Genomic DNA, 18,234 nt, shown 5'->3' with positions numbered 1-18,234 from the left:
AATTTAACCTACAGATACGGAAACAAAAAGCCGATAATAGTTGCCGCTACGTCAACGATGTGTTGACAACCGAGATTGACAGATGAGCTGGCTCGCAAGCTGGGACACCTTCGTGAAAGTCGTCGAAAGCGGCAGCATGGCAGCCGCCGCGCGGCGCCTGGACTGCACGCGGGCGCAGGTCAGCAAGCAGATCGGCGAGCTCGAGCGGCGTTTCGGCGTGCGCCTGTTCGACCGCTCGACGCGCAAGCTCTTCCTCACCCCGTCGGGCGAAGTGTTCTACCAGCATGCGCTGCGCGCGCTCGAGTCGGTGGAGCTGACCGAGGTCGCCGTGCGCAACCTCGGCGACGTGCCGAGCGGGCTGCTGCGCATCAGCGCGAGCGTGGTGTTCGGCCGCATCTGGGTCGCGCCGCTGCTGCCGCGCCTGACCACCCGCTACCCCGAGCTCGAGTGCGAGCTGATCCTCACCAACACGCTGGTCGACCTCGCCGAGGACCGCATCGACCTCGCGCTGCGCTTCTGCAAGACGCCGCCGGAGGATGTCGTGGCGAAGCGCATCTTCACGATGGAAACGGTGATCTGCGCGGCACCCGCCTACCTCGCCCGGCATGGCACGCCGAAGCAGCCGCGCGAGCTCGTCGATCACCAGTGCTTCAGCTTCCTGCTCTCGGACAACCGCATCTGGCGCCTGATCGACCACGCAGGGACGGAAGTCGCGATCCCGGTGCGCGGCCGCATCCAGTTCAACGAACCGGCAAGCATCCTCGATGCGACGCTGGCCGGGCACGGACTGGCGATCCTGCCGACCTACCTGTGCTGCAAGGAGCTGGCCGAAGGGCGGCTCGTGCGCGTGCTGAGGGATTACACGCCGCGCATCGACTTCGGCCGCCACCTGTACGCCTGCTACATGCCCAGCCGGGCGCGCCTGCCCAAGGTAAAGGTGCTGCTGGACGAGCTGGAGGCGATGCAGAAGCCTGAGCCGCCGTGGGGGAAGCTCGGCGGCTGACGGCGGGCCGGCTGCAGGCGCCGACCGGCACGGCACGGAACGAATCCGGCCTACCAGGCCGGGGTCGTCGCGGCCGGAACGGGCGCGGGCGGTGGCAGCAGTCCGCCGGACACGGCCCACACCGCGAAACCGGCGAACGCGAGCGCGACGAACAGCGCGACCGGACCGCCGCCGCGCGCGGGCGGAATCGCGGGATCATCCACGGCCTTGACGCCGGTGATCATCGGGGTAATGAGGTTGTCCTTCTTCACGTGCGTGTGCCACATCACCGCGCCGACGTGCAGCCCGACGAGGCCATACACGATCCATTCGGCCTGGCGGTGCAGGCCGGTGATCCACGCCGACAGCTCGCTCGACACGGCTTGGTAGAGCGGGCCGTAGAAGGCGATGTCGTCGTTAGCGAACGCGCCCGCGAGCGCCTGGCCGGCCATCAGCGACAACAGCGCGACCGTCGACAGCGCCCCCAGCGGGTTGTGGCCGACGCCACGCCAGTGCCCTGCGAGGTAGGAGCGCAGCGTTGCCGGCGTGGGCAGGAACTGCGCAAAGCGCGCATAGGTCGAGCCGACCACGCCCCACACGATGCGGAACACGACGACGCCGAGGATCGCCAGGCCGATGCGGCCATGACAGTCCATCGCGTTGCCGCCGATCTTCACGCTGACTATCGCGCTGGCGACCAGCGCGACGAGCAGCCAGTGCGCGAGGCGGGTGGGGAGGTCCCACAGCAGGATGGGGTGCTTCATGCCTTGCTACCTTTCTTCGCTTTCCGCTTCGGGGCGGCTGCCCCTTCCCCGTTAACAGCGCGCGACGCGAGAAATTCCGCGAGGATGGTCGCGGTATGCGAGCCGGCGCCCGCGCATACGTCCGCGACCGGCCCCTGCGCGACGATGCGCCCGCCACCATCGCCACCTTCGGGACCGAGGTCGATCAGCCAGTCGGCCTCGGCCATCACGTCGAGGTCGTGCTCGATCGCGAGCACGGTGTGGCCGGCGTCGGCGAGACGGTGCAGCACGCGGATCAGCTTGTCGACGTCGGCCATGTGGAGTCCCACGGTGGGCTCGTCGAGCACGTACAGGGTGTGCTTTTCGGCGGGCAGCGGGCGGCCGCCGGTCTTGGCACTTTCTCCTGCGCGGCCTCTGACCTTCGCGAGTTCGGTGACGAGTTTGATGCGCTGCGCCTCGCCGCCGGACAGCGTCGGGCTGGGCTGGCCGAGCGTCAGGTAGCCGAGGCCGACGTCCTGCAGCAGCGCGAGCGGATGGGCGATCGACGGATGCGCCGCGAAGAAGTCCACGGCTTCGTCGACCGGCATCGCCAGCACTTCCGCGACCGATTTCTCGCGCCAGCGCACCGTCAGCGTCTCGGGATTGAAACGCGCGCCGCCACAGGCGTCGCAGGGCAGCTTCACGTCGGGCAAAAAACTCATCTCGACCGTGGTCTGGCCCTGGCCCTCGCACACCGGGCAGCGGCCGGCGCCGGTGTTGAACGAGAAGCGCGACGCGCTCCAGCCGCGCGTCTTGGCTTCGAAAGTCTCGGCGAAGAGCTTGCGGATGGCGTCCCAGAAGCCGACATAAGTCGCGGGGCAGGAGCGCGGCGTCTTGCCGATCGGCGTCTGGTCGACTTCGAGCACGCGGCCGACCGCCTGCCAGCCGTCGATACGGTCGCAGCCGATGGGGTCGGCCGCACTGGTCTGCGCCTCGCCGCGACGGCGGGCGCGCTGGGCGTCGGGGTCGCCGAGCAGGGCGTGCAGGCTGGCGTGGATCACGTCGCGCGCGAGCGTCGATTTGCCCGAGCCCGACACGCCGGTGACGACCGTCAGCCGCCCGAGCGGCACGCGCGCGTCGACGGCCTGCAGGTTGTGCAGCGTCGCGTTCCTCACGACCAGGAAGGGGTGATCGTCGCCTATCGCCAGCGGCGGGCGCATCGGGTGCTGCAGCGGCGCGCGGAAGCAGGCGCCGGTCGCCGATTGCGGCGCCGCCATCAGGTCGGCGAGCCGACCTTCGGCGACGACTTCGCCGCCGCGCACGCCGGCGCCGGGGCCGAGGTCGATCACGTGGTCGGCGCGGCGGATGGTGTCCTCGTCGTGCTCGACGACGAGCAGCGTGTTGCCGCGGTCGCGCAGGGCTTCCAGGGTATCGAGCAGCATGCGGTTGTCGCGCGGGTGCAGGCCGATCGTCGGCTCGTCGAGGATGTAGCACACGCCGCGCAGGTTGGAGCCGAGCTGCGCGGCGAGGCGGATGCGCTGCGCTTCGCCACCGGACAAGGTCGGCGCGCCGCGGTCGAGCGCGAGATAGGCGAGGCCGACCTGTTGCAGGAAATCGAGGCGGCCGCGGATCTCGCTGACGAGATCGCGGCCGATGTCGGTCTCGCGGCCTTCGAGTTTCAGGCTGTCGAAGAAGCCCGACACCTTCGCGACCGGCTGCGCGGACAGTTCGTGGATGCCAAGCTCCCTGAAACGTACCGCGCGCGCCACCGGGTTCAGGCGCGCGCCGTCGCAAGTCGGGCAGATTTCGTCGGTGACCTGCTCGGTCTCGGCCAGATCCAGCTCGTTGGCGTCCTCGACGCGGCCGATGGTGCGCTGGCCGGTACCGTAGCAGCTCGGGCACCAGCCGTGCTTGGCGTTGTACGAGAAGAGACGCGGATCGGGTTCCGGGAAGCTATCGCCGCAGGACGGGCAGGCGCGCAGCGTCGAGAAGGTGTGCGGCTGCGCGCCGACCTTGCCGAGCTGCAGCACCTTGGCGACGCCCTTGCCGTGTTCGAGCGCCTCGGCGAGCTGCGTGCGCAGCGCCGCCTCATGCTCGGGCCCGACCACGACCATGCCGACCGGCAGCTCGATGGTGTGCTCGACGTAGCGGTCCAGCCGCGGCCATTTCGCGGTCGGCAGGTAGCCGCCGTCGACGCGCAGCTGGTCGAAACCCTTGCCCTTGGCCCATTTCGCGAGCGCTGTGTACAGGCCCTTTCGGTTGGTGACCAGCGGCGCGAGGAGTTCCACCGACGCCCCGCGGTAGTCGCGCAGGATCTGAGCCGCGATCGCGTCGAAGCTCTGCGGCGACACCGGCACGTCGCACTTCGGGCAGAACTGCGTGCCGAGCTTCACGTACAGCAGGCGCAGGAAGGGCTGGATCTCGGTCAGCGTGCCGACCGTGCTCTTGCGGCCGCCGCGGCTCACGCGCTGCTCGATCGCGACCGTCGGCGGGATGCCGAACAGCGCATCGACGTCGGGCCGCGCCGCCGGCTGCACGAACTGGCGTGCGTAGGCGTTGAGCGACTCGAGGTAGCGTCGCTGGCCTTCGCCGAACACGATGTCGAACGCGAGTGTCGATTTGCCCGAACCGGAGAGGCCGGTGATGACTGTAAAGCGGTCGCGCGGGATCGTCAGGCTGACGTTCTTGAGGTTGTGCTCGCGCGCGTGGCGGATCTCGATCGCCGGGGTGGTGACGGGGCGGTAGCGGGCGACGGGCTCGGCGACGATGGCAGTCGGCTTGCCGAGCGATTCGGCGTAGGCGCGCATCGCGACGCCGGTATGCGACGCGGCGCAGCCCATCACGGTCTGCGGTGTGCCCGCGACGACCAGCTCGCCGCCCGCTTCGCCCCCTTCGGGGCCGAGGTCGAGGATCCAGTCGGCGGCGAGCAACACGTCGAGGTTGTGTTCGATGACGACCAGCGCATGGCCGGCGTCGAGCAGTTTCTCGAAGGCACGCAGCAGCGTCGCGACGTCCTCGAAATGCAGGCCGGTGGTCGGTTCGTCGAAGAGGAACAGCAGGCGGCCGGCCTGCGCTTTCGCCTTCGCTTTCCTGCCCGACAGCTTCGCCGCATCGGCGAGATGCCCCGCGAGCTTGAGGCGCTGCGCCTCGCCGCCGGACAGCGTCGGCACCGGCTGGCCCAGTTTCAGGTATTCGAGGCCGACGTCGGCGAGCGGCGCAAGCGCGGCCTGCACCGCGGACTGGTCGGCGAAGAAGGCCAGCGCTTCCGACACGGTCATGTCGAGCACATCCGACACCGACCTGTCGCGCCACTGGAGCTCCAGCACTTCCGGCCGGTAGCGCTTGCCGTCGCAGTCCGGGCAGCGCAGATACACGTCGGACAGGAACTGCATCTCCACATGCTCGAAGCCCGAGCCGGTGCAGGTCGGGCAGCGGCCGGTGCCGGAGTTGAAGCTGAAGGTGCCGGGCGTGTAGCCGCGCGTCTTCGCTTCGGGCAGCGCGGCGAACAGCGCGCGGATCGCGTCCCACGCGCCGACGTAGCTGACCGGGTTGGAGCGCGCGCTCTTGCCGATCGCCGACTGGTCGACCATAACAACACCGGCGAGCTGGTCGAGCCCTTCGAGGCGCGCGAAGGCGCCGGGCGCTTCGGTCGCCTGGCCGAAATGCTTCGCGAGCGCGGGGTAGAGCACATCCTGGATCAGTGTGGATTTGCCCGAGCCCGAAACGCCTGACACGCACACCAGCTTGCCGAGCGGAATCGCGATGTCGAGGCTGCGCAGGTTGTGCTCGCACGCACCGACGAGACGCAGCACGGGATCGTCCTTGCCGACCGTGCGCGGCTTGCGGCCGGCGTCGACACGCTTCTGGCCGGACAGGTAGGCGCCCGTCAGCGAGGCCGGATCGGCGGCGATTTCGGCCGGTGGCGCGTAGGCGACGATCTCGCCGCCGCGCTCGCCGGGGCCGGGGCCGATATCCAGCAGGCGGTCGGCGGCGGACATCAGCTGCGGGTCGTGTTCGACGACGACCAGGGTGTTGCCGGCATCGCGCAGGCGCGTCATCACCGCGAGGATGCGGTCGATATCGCGCGGATGCAGGCCGATCGAGGGTTCATCGAGGACGAACAGGGTGTTCACGAGCGAGGTGCCGAGCGCGGTCGTGAGGTTGATGCGCTGGACTTCACCGCCCGACAGCGTGCGCGACTGGCGGTCGAGCGTGAGATAGGCGAGGCCGACGTTGGCAAGGTAGTCGAGGCGGCTCTTGATCTCGCCCAGCAGCAGTTCAGTGGCTTCGTCGAGGCCGGAGGGGAGCTCGACGCGGGCGATGAAGTCGCGGACGCGGCTTACCGGTTGGGCCATCAGTTCGTGGATCGCGAGGCCGTGCCCGGAATCCGCGAAATAGGGGACAGACCCCAATTTATGAATCTCAAATTGGGGTCTGTCCCCTATTTCGCTGCCCGTCGCTTTTTCACCGAGCCGCCAGAGGAGGGCCTCCGGCTTCAGCCTGGCCCCCTTGCACGCCGGGCATTCCGTGTAGCTGCGGTAGCGCGACAGCAGCACGCGGATGTGCATCTTGTAGGCCTTGGTCTCCAGCCAGTCGAAAAAGTGGCGCACGCCGTACCACTTGCGCGGCCACGAGGCCTCCCAGCTCTTCCACTCCGGGTCGCCTTCGAGCAGCCACGCGCGGTGTTCCGGCGGCAGGTCGCGCACCGGCACGTCCATCGCGACGCCATATTTCTTCGCCATCTTCGCGAGGTCGTCCTGGCATTCGCGGTAGCTCGCGGTCTGCCAGGGTTTCACCGCGCCTTCGGCGAGCGTCTTCGACTCGTCGGGGATCACCAGCGAGAAATCGACGCCGATCACGCGGCCGAAGCCGCGGCAGGTATCGCAGGCGCCAATCGGCGAGTTGAACGAAAACAGGCCGGGCGTCGGATCCGCGTAATGGATGTCGCAGTCGGCGCAGTGCAGGTCGCGCGAGAAACGCCACACCGTCTCGCCGCCCTCCCCCTGCGCGCGCACCGCGAGCTTGTCGTGGCCATGCGTCATCGCGGTCTCGACGGCCTCGATGACGCGGCTACGCTCGGCGTTGGAGAAGCGGAAGCGATCCTGTACGACATGAAGCAGCTCGCCGCCATCGGTCGACTCGCGTGAATGGATGCGCGTGTAGCCCTGCTGGTTGAGGAGCTGTGTGACTTCCTCTTCGCTGAAGTTCTTCGGCACCGGCACCGCGAAAGTCAGCACCAGGCGCGGATCTTCGGCCGCACAACGCTCGGCGAGCGCCGCGTGGATGCTGTCCGGATCGTCACGCCGCACCGGCTTGCCGCAACCGCGGCAGTAGAGTTTCGATCCCCGCGCGTACAGCAGCTTGAAGTGGTCGGTCAGCTCGGTCATCGTGCCGACCGTGGAGCGCGAGGTGCGCACCGGGTTGGTCTGGTCGATCGCGATCGCCGGCGGCACGCCTTCGATGCGGTCGACCTGCGGCTTGTCCATGCGGTCGAGGAACTGCCGCGCGTAGGGCGAGAAGGTCTCGACGTATCGGCGCTGGCCTTCGGCGTACAGCGTGTCGAAGACCAGCGAGGATTTGCCGGAGCCCGAGACTCCGGTGACGACCGTCAGCTCGTTCAGCGCGATGTCGAGCGAGAGGTTCTTGAGGTTGTTCTGGCGCGCGCCGAAGATGCGGATGCGGTCGGACATCGTCTACTTTTCTTCCTTGCGCATCGCGTCCTTGGCTGTGTCGACGGCTTCCTTGCCCGCTTCCTTCGCTTTCTCGGCCGCTTCACGCGTCGCGTCGGCGGCCTTGTGCGCCATCTCCTTGGCGGCCTGGCCGGCTTCGCTCGCGACCTCCTTGCCCTTCTCCATACCTTCCTTCGCAGATTCCTTCACCGATTCGGCCGCGGCGGAGGCGGCTTCGCCCGCCTTTTGCGCGGCCTCGCCGGCCTTCTGTGCGGACTCCTTCGCGGCTTCAACCGCCTGGCTGCCGGCAGTGCTGGCCTTTTCGGCCGGCTTGTCCTTGCCGCACGCGGCCAGTCCGGCGGACAGGCCCGCGATCAGGATGACGAGCAGAGTCTTTTTCATGTTGAGCTCCAGGGGGGACAGGTGCTCTCAAGATATCGCCGGTATCGGAAAGTTCAAGGCGAACATGATGGCGAAATGAGGGACCCGGAAAAAACGAAGGGCCCGCACTCGGCGGGCCCTTCCGGTCGCGACGCGTTCCGCGCGGATTACTTGACGCGGTTCTTGTACTCGTCGGTGCGGGTGTCGATTTCGATCTTGTCACCGATTTCGACGAAGGCCGGCACCGGCAGTTCGAAGCCGGTCGCGAGCTTGGCGGGCTTCATCACCTTGCCCGAGGTATCGCCCTTCACGGCGGGTTCAGTGTAGACCACTTCGCGCACGACGGAGTTCGGCAGATCGACCGAGATCGCCTTGCCGTTGTAGAACACCACTTCGCACTGCAGGCCGTCTTCGAGGTACTTCAGCGCGTCGGTCATGTTCTCGGCTTCGACTTCGTACTGCTCGTAGTCGGCGTCCATGAACACGTACATCGGATCGGCGAAGTACGAGAAGGTCACTTCCTTCTTGTCGAGCTGGACGACTTCGAACTTGTCGTCGGCCTTGTACACCGACTCCGACGGGGCGCCGGTGAGCAGGTTCTTGAGCTTCATCTTCACGACCGCAGAGTTGCGGCCGGACTTGTTGTATTCGGCCTTCTGCACGACCAGCGGGTCGGCGCCAACCATGATGACGTTGCCGGAGCGGAGTTCCTGTGCGGTTTTCATGCTGTTTCCTGATGTAGATCGGGCGCGGACATTTTGGCCGCACATCGTAAAAAACCGGTTATTTTACCGATAGTTCTGAAAATTGCACGAGCGCCGACGCAAGATCCTGGCTCTCCGCGAGCCCGTCCGACCAGCGGCGCGTGTGCGACGCAAGCCGCGGCAGCGCAGCGGCGAACGCGGGCCAGGCGGCGGCAAGGCTCCCCTCGCCGTTCCAGGCCTTCCAGAACGCCCGCGTCGCGTCCGCGGCCGGCGCATCGAGGCCGGCGAGGTAGCGGGCGAGGAAGGCCTCCAGCTTGTCGTGATGCACGGCCTCGTCCTGCTCGTAGATGTGCCACACGAAGGGCTGCGCGGCCCACTGCGCGCGCACGAAGGAATCCTCGCCGCGCACGAAGTTGAGCGCGCACGCCCATAGCAGGCGGTCGTAGTCGGCGGCGTCGAGGAAGGGCAGGACCGCGGCCGTCAATCCGCCCGCGGCCAGGATCTCGCCCGCTTTGGCTTCGTCACGGCCGAAGAAGCGCAGCACGTCGCCCAGCACGCGGCCTTCGGGCACCAGCAGCAGGGTCGGGAGCGGCGCCGCGGCCCACACGCGCAGCAGTTCCGGCAGTTGCGGCTGCTCATAGGCGAACAGCGACACCAGCCGCGTGTCGTCGGACACCGCCGGAATGCCGAGGCCGGCGAGCCAGTCGCGCCGCATTGCCACATCGGCGCGGAAACGCTCGCGTTCCGCGATCAGCCCCTTCTCGCGCAACAGGCCGCCGGTACGCGGCGTGAAGCCGGGAAAGCAGAATCGCTTCGTCAGCCCCAGGCGCGGATGCGGTGAGCTCAGGCCGTGACAGCCCTCGACCCAGTCCTCGGCCGACAGGTATTCGAGGTTGATCCACTGCGGCCGCGGCGTGCAGGCCGCCATCGCCTCGACGTAGCCCGGGGGCGGCTCGCACGCGAAGGCCTCGACGACCGCACGCGCCGGCGCCACGTCGGGAAAGGGCTCGCACCAGCGGCGCACTTCGACGCCCTGTGCGCGCAGCATATCTCCCGCTTCAGCGACTGCCGGACACAGGCGCGCGAAGCTCCCCCAGTCGTCCACCCACAGGCGCACCGCACAGCCGTGATCCCGCGCCAGGCAGCGCGCCAGCCGCCAGCAGACGCCGATATCCCCGAAGTTATCCACAACCCGGCAGAAGATGTCCCAGTCGAAGGCGGACGAGGCGTCGGAAAGGCTCATGGCAGTGGACAAGTACGGGGAAAAGGCGGGAATGCTTTGTGGGAAAAGGGCTGCATCGGGAAGAAGCCGTAAACGGGACACAATCGGCACACAGGTGAACCCGGTGCTTATCTACGGACTTTTACCGTCCCGGAGTGCCCGCAGGCATTGGCGAAACCGGACTTATCCACAGAAAACGCGCCACTATATATATCTTTATCTTTTAATTAAAACAAAATACTAAAAGCAAAACCCCAAACCCCCGCAGGCGCGGCAGGATGCGCCTTCGGCTGCTCCTGTCCTGCACGCAAAAGCTCGTTTCACGCTGCGGCGATCGTAGCCATGAAGTCCGTTCGGACACCCTGTTCCTCGCCCTTCAAAGGGAGGGAGTGACCGTGCTGCTCTGGGAGCGGGTTGCCGAGGCTTCCGCCGCTGTGGTGATCGCGGCCTGCCAGGCGTCGAAACCGGCAGCGCAGTGGATAAGTCCGTGGAGGAGCAGAGGGACGCTTTGTGGGCAAGCACCGAAAAATCCCGGGTCCTCGAAACGGGTCACATTCGGTGCACAGGTGAACCGGGTACTTGTCTACGGGGTTCTACAACGCCGAAAACACCGCAGGTACTGGCGGTCCGGCACTTATCCACAGAAATTCGCCGCCTATCTTCTTCTTTATCTTTTAAATTTAAAGAAATACAGAAGAACAAAACACGAGGCTGCGGAAGGCGGCCGGGGTGCCCCCGGAAAGGAGAGCACTCCCCTCGAACACGGGGAGTGCAGACTGCAAGGAAGGGAAAATGCACGGTGCGGAAACGGCGCTGCGGACGCAGCCCGTGCAGGACGGCCCGTTGCGGGCCGGTGTTCAGGCGTCTTCGGAATACGTGGCGAGGCGGGCCAGATCGGCTTCATCGAGCCAGCACCAGTCGCCCGGTGCGAGATCGTCGGGCAGGGACAGTCCGCCGACGACGCTGCGATGCAGGGCCTCGACGTGGTTGCCCGCCGCGGCCAGCATGCGCTTGACCTGATGGTACTTGCCTTCGGTGATCGTCAGCCGTAGACTCCGCTCCCCGGTTTTCAGGCACGCAGCCGCGGCGATCGGTGCCGGTTCATCGACGAGTTCGACGCCCTTGAGCAAGGCGGCGATCAAGGCGTCGTCCACCGGATGGCTGGTCGTGACCTCGTACACCTTGGGCGTGCGCTTCTTGCCCGAACTCCAGCGGTGGATGAACTGGCCGTCGTCGGAGAGCAACAGCAGGCCGGTGGTGTCCTGGTCGAGCCGGCCCACGCACTGCGCGTCGCGGTTCGCCAGCATGTCGGGCAGCAGCGCGAACACCGAGGGGTGGAATTGGGGCCGGCGCGAGCACTCATAGCCGGCGGGTTTGTGCAGCATCAGGTAGGCCTTTTCGCGGTAGACCCAGCTTTCGTCGTCTACGCTGAATTCGAGGCCTTCGGGCGCGAAGTCTTCGGCGGGATTGTCGAGAATCCGGCCTGCGACAGCGACCAGGCCGGCACGGATCAGGGCGCGGCATTCCTTGCGGCTGCCGAACCCCTGGGAATGGAGTATTCGTTCGATGTGCATGGGCGGATGCTAACCGAAACATCCGGGACACTTTCGCCCCGGTACCATGGTCGCCCCGCACTTGGAGCCTGCTGGTGAATTTTGAACATCTGCTGGTCGTGAACGACCCGGACAATCCGCTGGTCGCGCCGCTCACGCGCGAGGAGCTGTGGTTCGGCCTGCTGTGCCGCGCCGAGGATTCGCGCCCCTTCCTGCCCGGCCTGGAGGCGTGCACGATCCTTTCGCGCAGCGACACCGAACTGGTGCGCGAGCTCAGGTTCGGCAACTCGGTGATCCACGACCGCGTGACGCTGCAACCGATGGAATGGGTGCGTTTCGACACCGAACGCACCGACGCGCATGCCGGCGGCAGCCTCACGATCAGCATCGAGGAGCCGGCCCCCGAGACGATGGTGCTGCGCTTCCGTTACCGTACGACGCTGACCGAACAGGGCACCGGCGACGACGTCGCCTATGTCGAATACATCAAGTCGGCCTACCACCAGTCCGACGTCGACACCCTGCGCGTGATCCGCATGATCACCGAGTCGGGCCGCATCCAGTAGCGCGAACGCCGGCCCTGCGCGCCGCGGGACGCGGTTTCGCAGCGCCGTCCGCGTTCCCCGTGCGTTTTCCGCGCATTTCCCCAATAACCCGCAACACGGACGAATTTCCCATGTGGTTCAAGAACCTGCAGATCTATCGCGTTCCCGCCGGCTGGACGATGACGGCCGAAGCCCTGGAAGAACAGCTCGCACGCAAACGCTTCCAGCCCTGCGGCAGCCAGGACCAGGAAACCCGCGGCTGGCTCTCGCCCACCGGTGACGAATTCCTCGTGCACCAGGTCGGCGGCCAGTGGCTGATCGCGCTGGGCGTGGAGAACCGTCTGCTGCCCTCGTCGGTGGTCAAGCAGGAGGCCGAGGAGCGCGCCGAGGCGCTGGCCGATCAGCAGGGCTACAAACCCGGGCGCAAGCAGATGAAGGATCTGCGCGAGCAGGTTTTGCAGGAATTGCTGCCGCGCGCGTTTACACGGCGCAGGAAGGCCTTTGCATGGATAGACCCCACCGGGGGGTGGCTGGGTATCGATGCGCCCAGCCAGGCCCGCGCTGAGGACGTCCTGGAGGTATTGCGCCAGACGCTGGACACTCTCCCACTCGCGCTGGTGCGCACCGAGCTGTCGCCGACCAGTGCGATGGCCGACTGGCTCGCGGGCAACGAGGCGCCTGCCGGCTTCACGATCGACCAGGACTGCGAGCTGCGTTCGGTCAGCGAGGACAAGGCCGCGGTGCGCTACGTGCGCCATCCGCTCGAAGGCGACGAGATCAAAGGCCACCTCACCGCCGGCAAGCTGCCGACCCGCCTCGCGCTGACTTTCGACGACCGCGTGAGCTTCGTGCTGACCGAGAAGTTCGAGATCAAGCGCCTCGACTTCCTCGACGTCGTGAAGGAAAACCTCGACCAGGCAGGCGCCGAGGACGCGCGCGCGCTGTTCGACGCGGGCTTCGCGCTGATGACCGGCGAGCTGCAGCGCCTGCTGCCGGCGGTGGTCGAGGCGCTGGGTGGGGAACTGAAGGGCGGCGAGGCCGCGGGTTTCGGCGAAAGCCCTGCGGCCCCGGCGGCGGCGGCGGCGTCTTCGGCCTCGGCTCCGGCAGCAGTCGCGGGCGATGCGCCGTGGTGATGACGCGCTGAATCGTAGGGCGGGAGGAGCCGAAGGCGTATCCCGCCAGATAACCGCCCCGTGTTCGCATATGCCGCGGTGGCGGGATACGCTGCGCTCCTCCCGCCCTACGAGAGCTATGAGAGCTATGAGAGCAGCTTTTCGAATTCCTCCGCCGGCACCGGGCGGCTGAACAGGTAGCCCTGGTAGCTGTCGCAGCCCTGCCCGGCGAGGAAGGCGAGCTGGGCCGCGGTCTCGACGCCTTCGGCCGTGACCTTGAGGTTGAGCTTGCGCGCGAGTGCGATGATGCCGCCGGCGATCTCCATGTCGTTGCGGTCCTGCGGGATGTTGCGCACGAAGCTCTGGTCGATCTTCAGCACCTCGATCGGCAGGTTCTTCAGGTAGGACAGCGACGAGTAGCCGGTGCCGAAGTCGTCGATGGCGAGCCGCAGGCCCATGCTGCGCAGCTGGCCGAGGCGTTCGACGGCCTGGGCCTCGTGGCCCATGATCATGCTCTCGGTGAGCTCGAGTTCCAGCGCCTGCGCCGGCAGGCCGGTGCTTTCCAGGATCGCGGCGATGCGGTCGGGCAGCTCGGCCTGCCACAGCTGGCGCGCCGACAGGTTCACCGACACCCGCAGCGGCGGCAGGCCGGCGTCGGCCCAGCGGCGCGCTTGCTGGCAGGCCGAATGCAGCGCCCACTCGCCGATCTGCACGATCAGGCCGCTCTCCTCGGCGAAGGGGATGAAGCGTCCCGGCGGCACCAGGCCTTCCTCGGGGTCGTTCCAGCGCAGCAGCGCCTCGCAGCCGACGATGCGCCCGCTGGCGATGTCGACCTGCGGCTGGTAATGCAGCACGAAGCGGTCGTGCGCGAGGGCGTGGCGCAGCCGCCGTTCCAGGCTCAGGTGGCGTTGCGCCTCCTGGCTCATCGCGTCGGTGAAGAAGCGGTAGGTGTTGCGCCCCTGCGCCTTGGCCTGGTGCAGGGCCGTGTCGGCATGCTGGATCAGTGGTGCCGCGGTGCGGGCGTCCTGTGGATACATGCTCACGCCGATGCTGGCGCCGACATACGCCGGCTGGCCGTCCGCGAGCAGCAGCGGCTCGCGCAGCCGGTCGATCAAGGTCTGCGCGGCGTGGGCGGCCTCGTCCGGCTTGGCGAGGTCTTCGAGGATGACGAGGAACTCGTCGCCGCCCCAGCGCGCCAGCGTGTCGTCGCGCTGCAGGCAGGCGCGCAGGCGGTTGGCGATCTCCACCAGCGCCTCGTCGCCGGCGTGGTGGCCGAGGCTGTCGTTGATCGTCTTGAAGCGGTCCAGGTCGATGAACAGCACCCCGATGTGGCTGCCCTGGCGTGCGGCGCGCTCGATCCCGTGCTCCAGGCGCGACTGAACGAGCAGGCGGTTGGGGAGATCGGTGAGCGGGTCGTAGTGCGCGAGGTGCTCGAGCTGGGCCTCGGACTGCTTCAGTTTGCTGATGTCGGTCATGACCCCGACGTAGTGTGTCGGCCGGCGTTCGTCGTCGTACACGGTGCTGATGCTGAGCCACTGCGGGTACAGCTCGCCGTTCTTGCGCCGGTTCCAGATTTCGCCCTGCCAGTCGCCGTTGTGGGTGATCTGCGTCCACATGCGGCGGTAGAAGGCGTCGTTCTGCAGGCCGGATTTCAGCATCTGCGGCACGCGGCCGAGCGCCTCCTCGCGCGAGAAACCGGTCATCTCGCACCACGCGCGGTTCACGCTGACGATGCGGCGCTCGAGGTCGGTGATCATGACGCCGTCACGCGTGCTCTCGATCACCGCGGCGGCCTGGCGCAGCGCGTCGGTTGCGCGCACTTTCTGCACCGCCAGCGCGGTGATCGCTGTGAATTCGTCGATGATCGCGACAAGTGCCTTGTCCACTTCGCGTGGCGTGTCGAAGTACACGGCGAAGGTGCCGAGCACCGCGCCGACGGCGTCGCGGAAGGGAAAGGACCAGCAGGAGCGGAAGCCGGCGCGCGCAGCGATCTCGCGGAACGGCACCCAGTTGACGTCGGTCGTCACGTCCGTGGCGATCACCGCCTCGCCGCGCATCGCGGCGGTGCCGCAGGAGCCCATGCCCTCGCCCGGCTGCAGCTGCTCGACGGCTTCGCGGTAGTAGTCCGGCAGCCGGGGCGCGGCGCCGTGCGTGAGGCAGCCGGTCGTCGGGTCGATCAGCAGGATGGAGGCACGCATGGGCGGAACGAGCTGTTCCAGGCGTTGCGCGACGTCTTCGAGGATCACCGGCAGCGGATCGCCTGCGACCAGGCGGTTGAGCACGGAACCGCGCGCGGCCTTGAGTTGCTCGGCCTGCTTCAGCGTGGTGACGTCGGTCCAGGTGCCGACCACTTCCAGCGGCCCGCCGTCGTCCGCGTGCAGCACGCGCATCTGGTCGCGGATCCAGATCACGCGGCCGTCGTCGGCGACGAAGCGGTATTCGTGGTCGAGCCGGCCCTCGCGCAGCAAGCCGGTCTGAGCGTCTAGCGCCGCCTTGCGGTCGGCCGGGTGCAGGTGGGCGAGCCACCAGCCGGGGGCGAGGACTTCGTCCACGGTACCGCCGACGATGCGTTCGACGTTCGCGCTGATCCAGTTCGCGACCAGGCTGCCGTCGTGCATGCGCAGCGTGTACAGCACGACAGGGCTCGCTGCCAGCAGGTAGGACAGGTGCGCGCTGGTCGCCCGCAGTTCGGCGCGCTCGCGCAGCAGTTCGGCCTGCTCGCGCACTTTTTCGAGGGTGGCCGGCAGGGCGTTGAGATAGCCTTCGTGGCGTGCGATGCAGTCGCTCACGCCGGCGTTCAGCGCCTGGGCCGCGATCTCCTCGCCGCCGTTGCCGGCCAGCAGCACGATGGGGCGGGCGAGCCCGCGCTGCTCGCGCAGCACGCGCACGAGTTCGAGGCCGTCCATCCCGCCGATGCCGGTGTCGAGCAGCAGGACGTCGAAGTCGGGCGCCTGCGCCGGGTCGGGCGGCACGGCGGCGAGCACCGCTGCGGCGTCGGCGACCACGTCGAGACGGATGTGCGGCACGTGGCGGGCGAGGTGCTGGCGCGTCAGCGTTGCGCGGCGGGCGTCGTGTTCGCCGTACAGGACGTGCAGCGGCGCCAGGCGGCGCACCGGGGTGGCAATGAAGCGCGCGAATGCGGCGCGCAGGGTGGCCGGCAGCTGCGTGAGGTAGTCGCCGCGCTTGAGCACGTAGCCGTCGGCGCCGGCCTTCAGCGCCGCCAGTGCGGCGACCTGGTCGCCGGAACCCGTGAGCACGACGACGGCCAGCGGCAGCTGGCGACGGCGCACCTCGGCGAGCAGCTCGAGGCCGGAATCGCCGGGCAGCCGCAGGTCCGACAGCAGCAGGTCGTAAGGCAGCGGGCCGGACAGCCGCGCGAGGGCCGCCGTCAGGGTGGGCACGACATCCAGCGCGATGTCCGGTGCGACGCGCGCGAGCATGCGCTGTGCAAGGTCGGCATCGTCGGCGTTGTCCTCGACGTAGAGGACGCGCAGTCCGCCTAGTTCGGAAGTGCGTTCAGCAGACACCAGTATTGCTCGATCTGTTCGGTCACTTCGATGAAGCGCGCGAAGTTGACCGGCTTGATGATGTAGGAATTGGCGCCGAGTTCGTAGGCCTGGCCGAGGTCGGCATCCTCGCCCGAGGTCGTGAGCATCACGACCGGGATGTAACCGAAGCGCGGGTGCGATTTCAGCTGGCGCAGCACCTCCAGCCCGTTGACGCGCGGCAGCTTGATGTCCAGCAGCACCAGGGCCGGCAGCGGGTGTCCCCGTTCCCAGCGGTGCATGAAGGCGAGTGCCTCCTCGCCGTCGCGTGCGACCTCTATCCTGCACTCCGCGCCCTGGCGCGAGAAGGCGCGCAGGGCGAGATCCAGGTCGACCGGATTGTCTTCGACCAGCAGGATGCTGCGTGGGCGATGCTCGCCTGTCATTGCCGAAGCTCCACGTGGAAGGTCGCGCCCTGGCCGGGCTCGCTGACCGCCCACACCGTTCCACCCATGCGCTGCAGCGCCTTGCGCACCAGCGCGAGCCCTATGCCGGTGCCCGGATAGTCCTCGGCGCGATGCAGACGCTGGAATATCTCGAAGATGCGATCATGATACTTCATGTCGAAGCCCACGCCGTTGTCGGCCACCGTCAGGACGAGATGACGGTCACGGCGGTACGCATCTATCGTGATGCGCGGCATGGACGTGGCGCGGGTGAACTTGAGGGCGTTGCTGACGAGGTTGCGCAGCACCAGCGTGAGCCCGCTCGGGTCGGCGCGGATCTGCGGCGGCAGTTCCTTCACGACGACCTCGATGCCCTGTGCCCGGATCTCGTGCGCGAATCCGTCGAGCACGCCCTGCACGAGGGCGGGCAGATCCACGGCACGGATATCCAGCGTCTGGCGCTCGATGCGCGAGTAGGTAAGCAGATCCTCGATCAGCTCGTGCATGTGCATCGCGCCGCGCCGGATGCTGATGAGGAAGTGGTGGCCGTCCTCGTCGAGGCGGTCGCGGTATTGTTCGAGCAGCAGCTGGCTGTAGCCCTCGATGCCGCGCAGCGGCGCCTTGAGGTCGTGCGAGACGGTATAGGAAAACGAGCGCAGTTCCTGGTTGGCGGCCTGCAGCTGGGCGGTGCGCTCGGCGACGCGGTCTTCCAGTGTGGCGTTGAGACGGCGCACCTCGGCTTCGGCGATCTTGATCGCGGTGATGTCGAGCAGCACGCCGTGGATGTCGGTCACGTTGCCGTGTTCGTTGCGCGTCAGCCAGGTGCGGTCGTCCAGCCAGACCCAGGTGCCGGAGGCAGTGCGGATGCGGTATTCCTGGCGGTAGTCGTCCGGCCCGTTGGCGAGGTGTTCGGCGACGTCGAGCTCGATGCGGGGGCGATCGTCTGCGTGGATCAGGTCGGCATACCGGATCCGGCCGGAGATGAAGTCATCCCGGCTGTAGCCCCACTGTGCGACGCCGTCGCTGACGAAACCGACCGGCCAGCCCGGCTGGTTATGCCACTCGATCGCCACCACCGGCGAGCGGTTGATCAGCGCGGTGATGCGGGCCGCGTCCGTCGCGTTGCACGGTGTAGTCGCATCCGTCGGTTTTTCCATCGTGTTCCTCCGGCCTGGCGCATCGCGGGACCGCTAGTGCGGGACGCCCGGGCTGCGTGTCGGAGAATTCTACCGTCCTGAACGGTCGATGCCGTGGAGTGTGCCGCGCCAAGGACACCGGTGTGCCGGAATCGGGCAGGGCAGATGTGCCGTGTCGTGCGGAAGGCAGGCGGCTTGGGGGTGGCTTTGGGGGCGGCCGGGGGCTAGGCGCGGGTGATTGCGCCGGGGTCGCGGAGCGCGCCGCGGGAATGAGCCG

General features: G+C 67.7%; 12 protein-coding genes. 3 read left to right on the top strand and 9 right to left on the bottom strand.

The window, feature by feature from the left end; genetic code table 11:
• Positions 1 to 82: 82 nt before the first annotated feature.
• A complete protein-coding gene (locus tag F464_RS0107815) occupies positions 83 to 1,003 on the top strand; it encodes a LysR family transcriptional regulator (protein WP_018989236.1) in 921 nt (306 codons plus the stop codon).
• 50 nt (positions 1,004 to 1,053) lie between these two features.
• Here the strand turns inward: F464_RS0107815 and F464_RS0107810 are convergent, their stop codons facing one another.
• The 6 genes from F464_RS0107810 to F464_RS0107785 form a co-directional block, all read right to left on the bottom strand.
• Entirely contained in the window at positions 1,054 to 1,746 is a 693-nt protein-coding gene (locus F464_RS0107810) for a cytochrome b/b6 domain-containing protein (RefSeq protein WP_018989235.1), read from the bottom strand.
• Positions 1,743 to 7,394: an excinuclease ABC subunit UvrA gene (gene uvrA / locus F464_RS28005; RefSeq protein WP_018989234.1), complete on the bottom strand. Its 5,652-nt coding sequence runs from the start codon at positions 7,392 to 7,394 to the stop codon at positions 1,743 to 1,745. The genes F464_RS0107810 and uvrA overlap by 4 nt, the downstream gene beginning before the upstream one ends.
• Before the next feature lie 3 nt (positions 7,395 to 7,397).
• Complete coding sequence (locus F464_RS0107800; RefSeq protein WP_018989233.1) at positions 7,398 to 7,775, bottom strand: hypothetical protein; 378 nt, start codon at positions 7,773 to 7,775, stop codon at positions 7,398 to 7,400.
• A gap of 146 nt (positions 7,776 to 7,921) precedes the next feature.
• Complete coding sequence (gene efp, locus F464_RS0107795; RefSeq protein WP_018989232.1) at positions 7,922 to 8,479, bottom strand: elongation factor P; 558 nt, start codon at positions 8,477 to 8,479, stop codon at positions 7,922 to 7,924.
• 58 nt (positions 8,480 to 8,537) lie between these two features.
• Positions 8,538 to 9,701 (bottom strand): elongation factor P maturation arginine rhamnosyltransferase EarP, encoded by a 1,164-nt coding sequence (gene earP, locus F464_RS0107790; protein WP_018989231.1) that lies wholly within the window; start codon positions 9,699 to 9,701, stop codon positions 8,538 to 8,540.
• Between the two features lie 836 nt (positions 9,702 to 10,537).
• Positions 10,538 to 11,254 carry a 16S rRNA pseudouridine(516) synthase gene (locus tag F464_RS0107785; protein WP_018989230.1) on the bottom strand — a complete coding sequence of 239 codons (717 nt, stop codon included), beginning with the start codon at positions 11,252 to 11,254 and terminating at the stop codon, positions 10,538 to 10,540.
• A 74-nt stretch (positions 11,255 to 11,328) separates the two neighbouring features.
• Here F464_RS0107785 and F464_RS0107780 point away from each other — a divergent pair, with 74 nt between their 5' ends.
• Both F464_RS0107780 and F464_RS0107775 read left to right on the top strand, forming a co-directional pair.
• A complete protein-coding gene (locus F464_RS0107780) occupies positions 11,329 to 11,799 on the top strand; it encodes an SRPBCC family protein (RefSeq protein ID WP_018989229.1) in 471 nt (156 codons plus the stop codon).
• A gap of 110 nt (positions 11,800 to 11,909) precedes the next feature.
• A complete protein-coding gene (locus F464_RS0107775) occupies positions 11,910 to 12,911 on the top strand; it encodes a recombination-associated protein RdgC (RefSeq protein WP_018989228.1) in 1,002 nt (333 codons plus the stop codon).
• Between the two features lie 125 nt (positions 12,912 to 13,036).
• Here the strand turns inward: F464_RS0107775 and F464_RS0107770 are convergent, their stop codons facing one another.
• From F464_RS0107770 to F464_RS28000, 3 genes are read right to left on the bottom strand one after another with little or no spacing between them, the layout of a single operon-like run.
• Positions 13,037 to 16,417: an EAL domain-containing protein gene (locus tag F464_RS0107770; RefSeq protein WP_018989227.1), complete on the bottom strand. Its 3,381-nt coding sequence runs from the start codon at positions 16,415 to 16,417 to the stop codon at positions 13,037 to 13,039.
• On the bottom strand, positions 16,390 to 16,821 hold the full coding sequence (locus F464_RS0107765) for a response regulator (RefSeq protein ID WP_018989226.1): 432 nt from the start codon (positions 16,819 to 16,821) through the stop codon (positions 16,390 to 16,392). The genes F464_RS0107770 and F464_RS0107765 overlap by 28 nt, the downstream gene beginning before the upstream one ends.
• Complete coding sequence (locus tag F464_RS28000; RefSeq protein ID WP_018989225.1) at positions 16,818 to 17,978, bottom strand: sensor histidine kinase; 1,161 nt, start codon at positions 17,976 to 17,978, stop codon at positions 16,818 to 16,820. Before F464_RS28000 ends, F464_RS0107765 begins: the two co-directional genes overlap by 4 nt.
• Positions 17,979 to 18,234: the final 256 nt, after the last annotated feature.

Source organism: Aromatoleum toluclasticum ATCC 700605 (genome assembly GCF_000378245.1).
In the GTDB taxonomy this organism is placed as follows: domain Bacteria; phylum Pseudomonadota; class Gammaproteobacteria; order Burkholderiales; family Rhodocyclaceae; genus Aromatoleum; species Aromatoleum toluclasticum.
The sequence above is the reverse complement of the archived record's forward strand: the minus strand, read 5'-3'. Positions and strand labels throughout refer to the sequence as shown.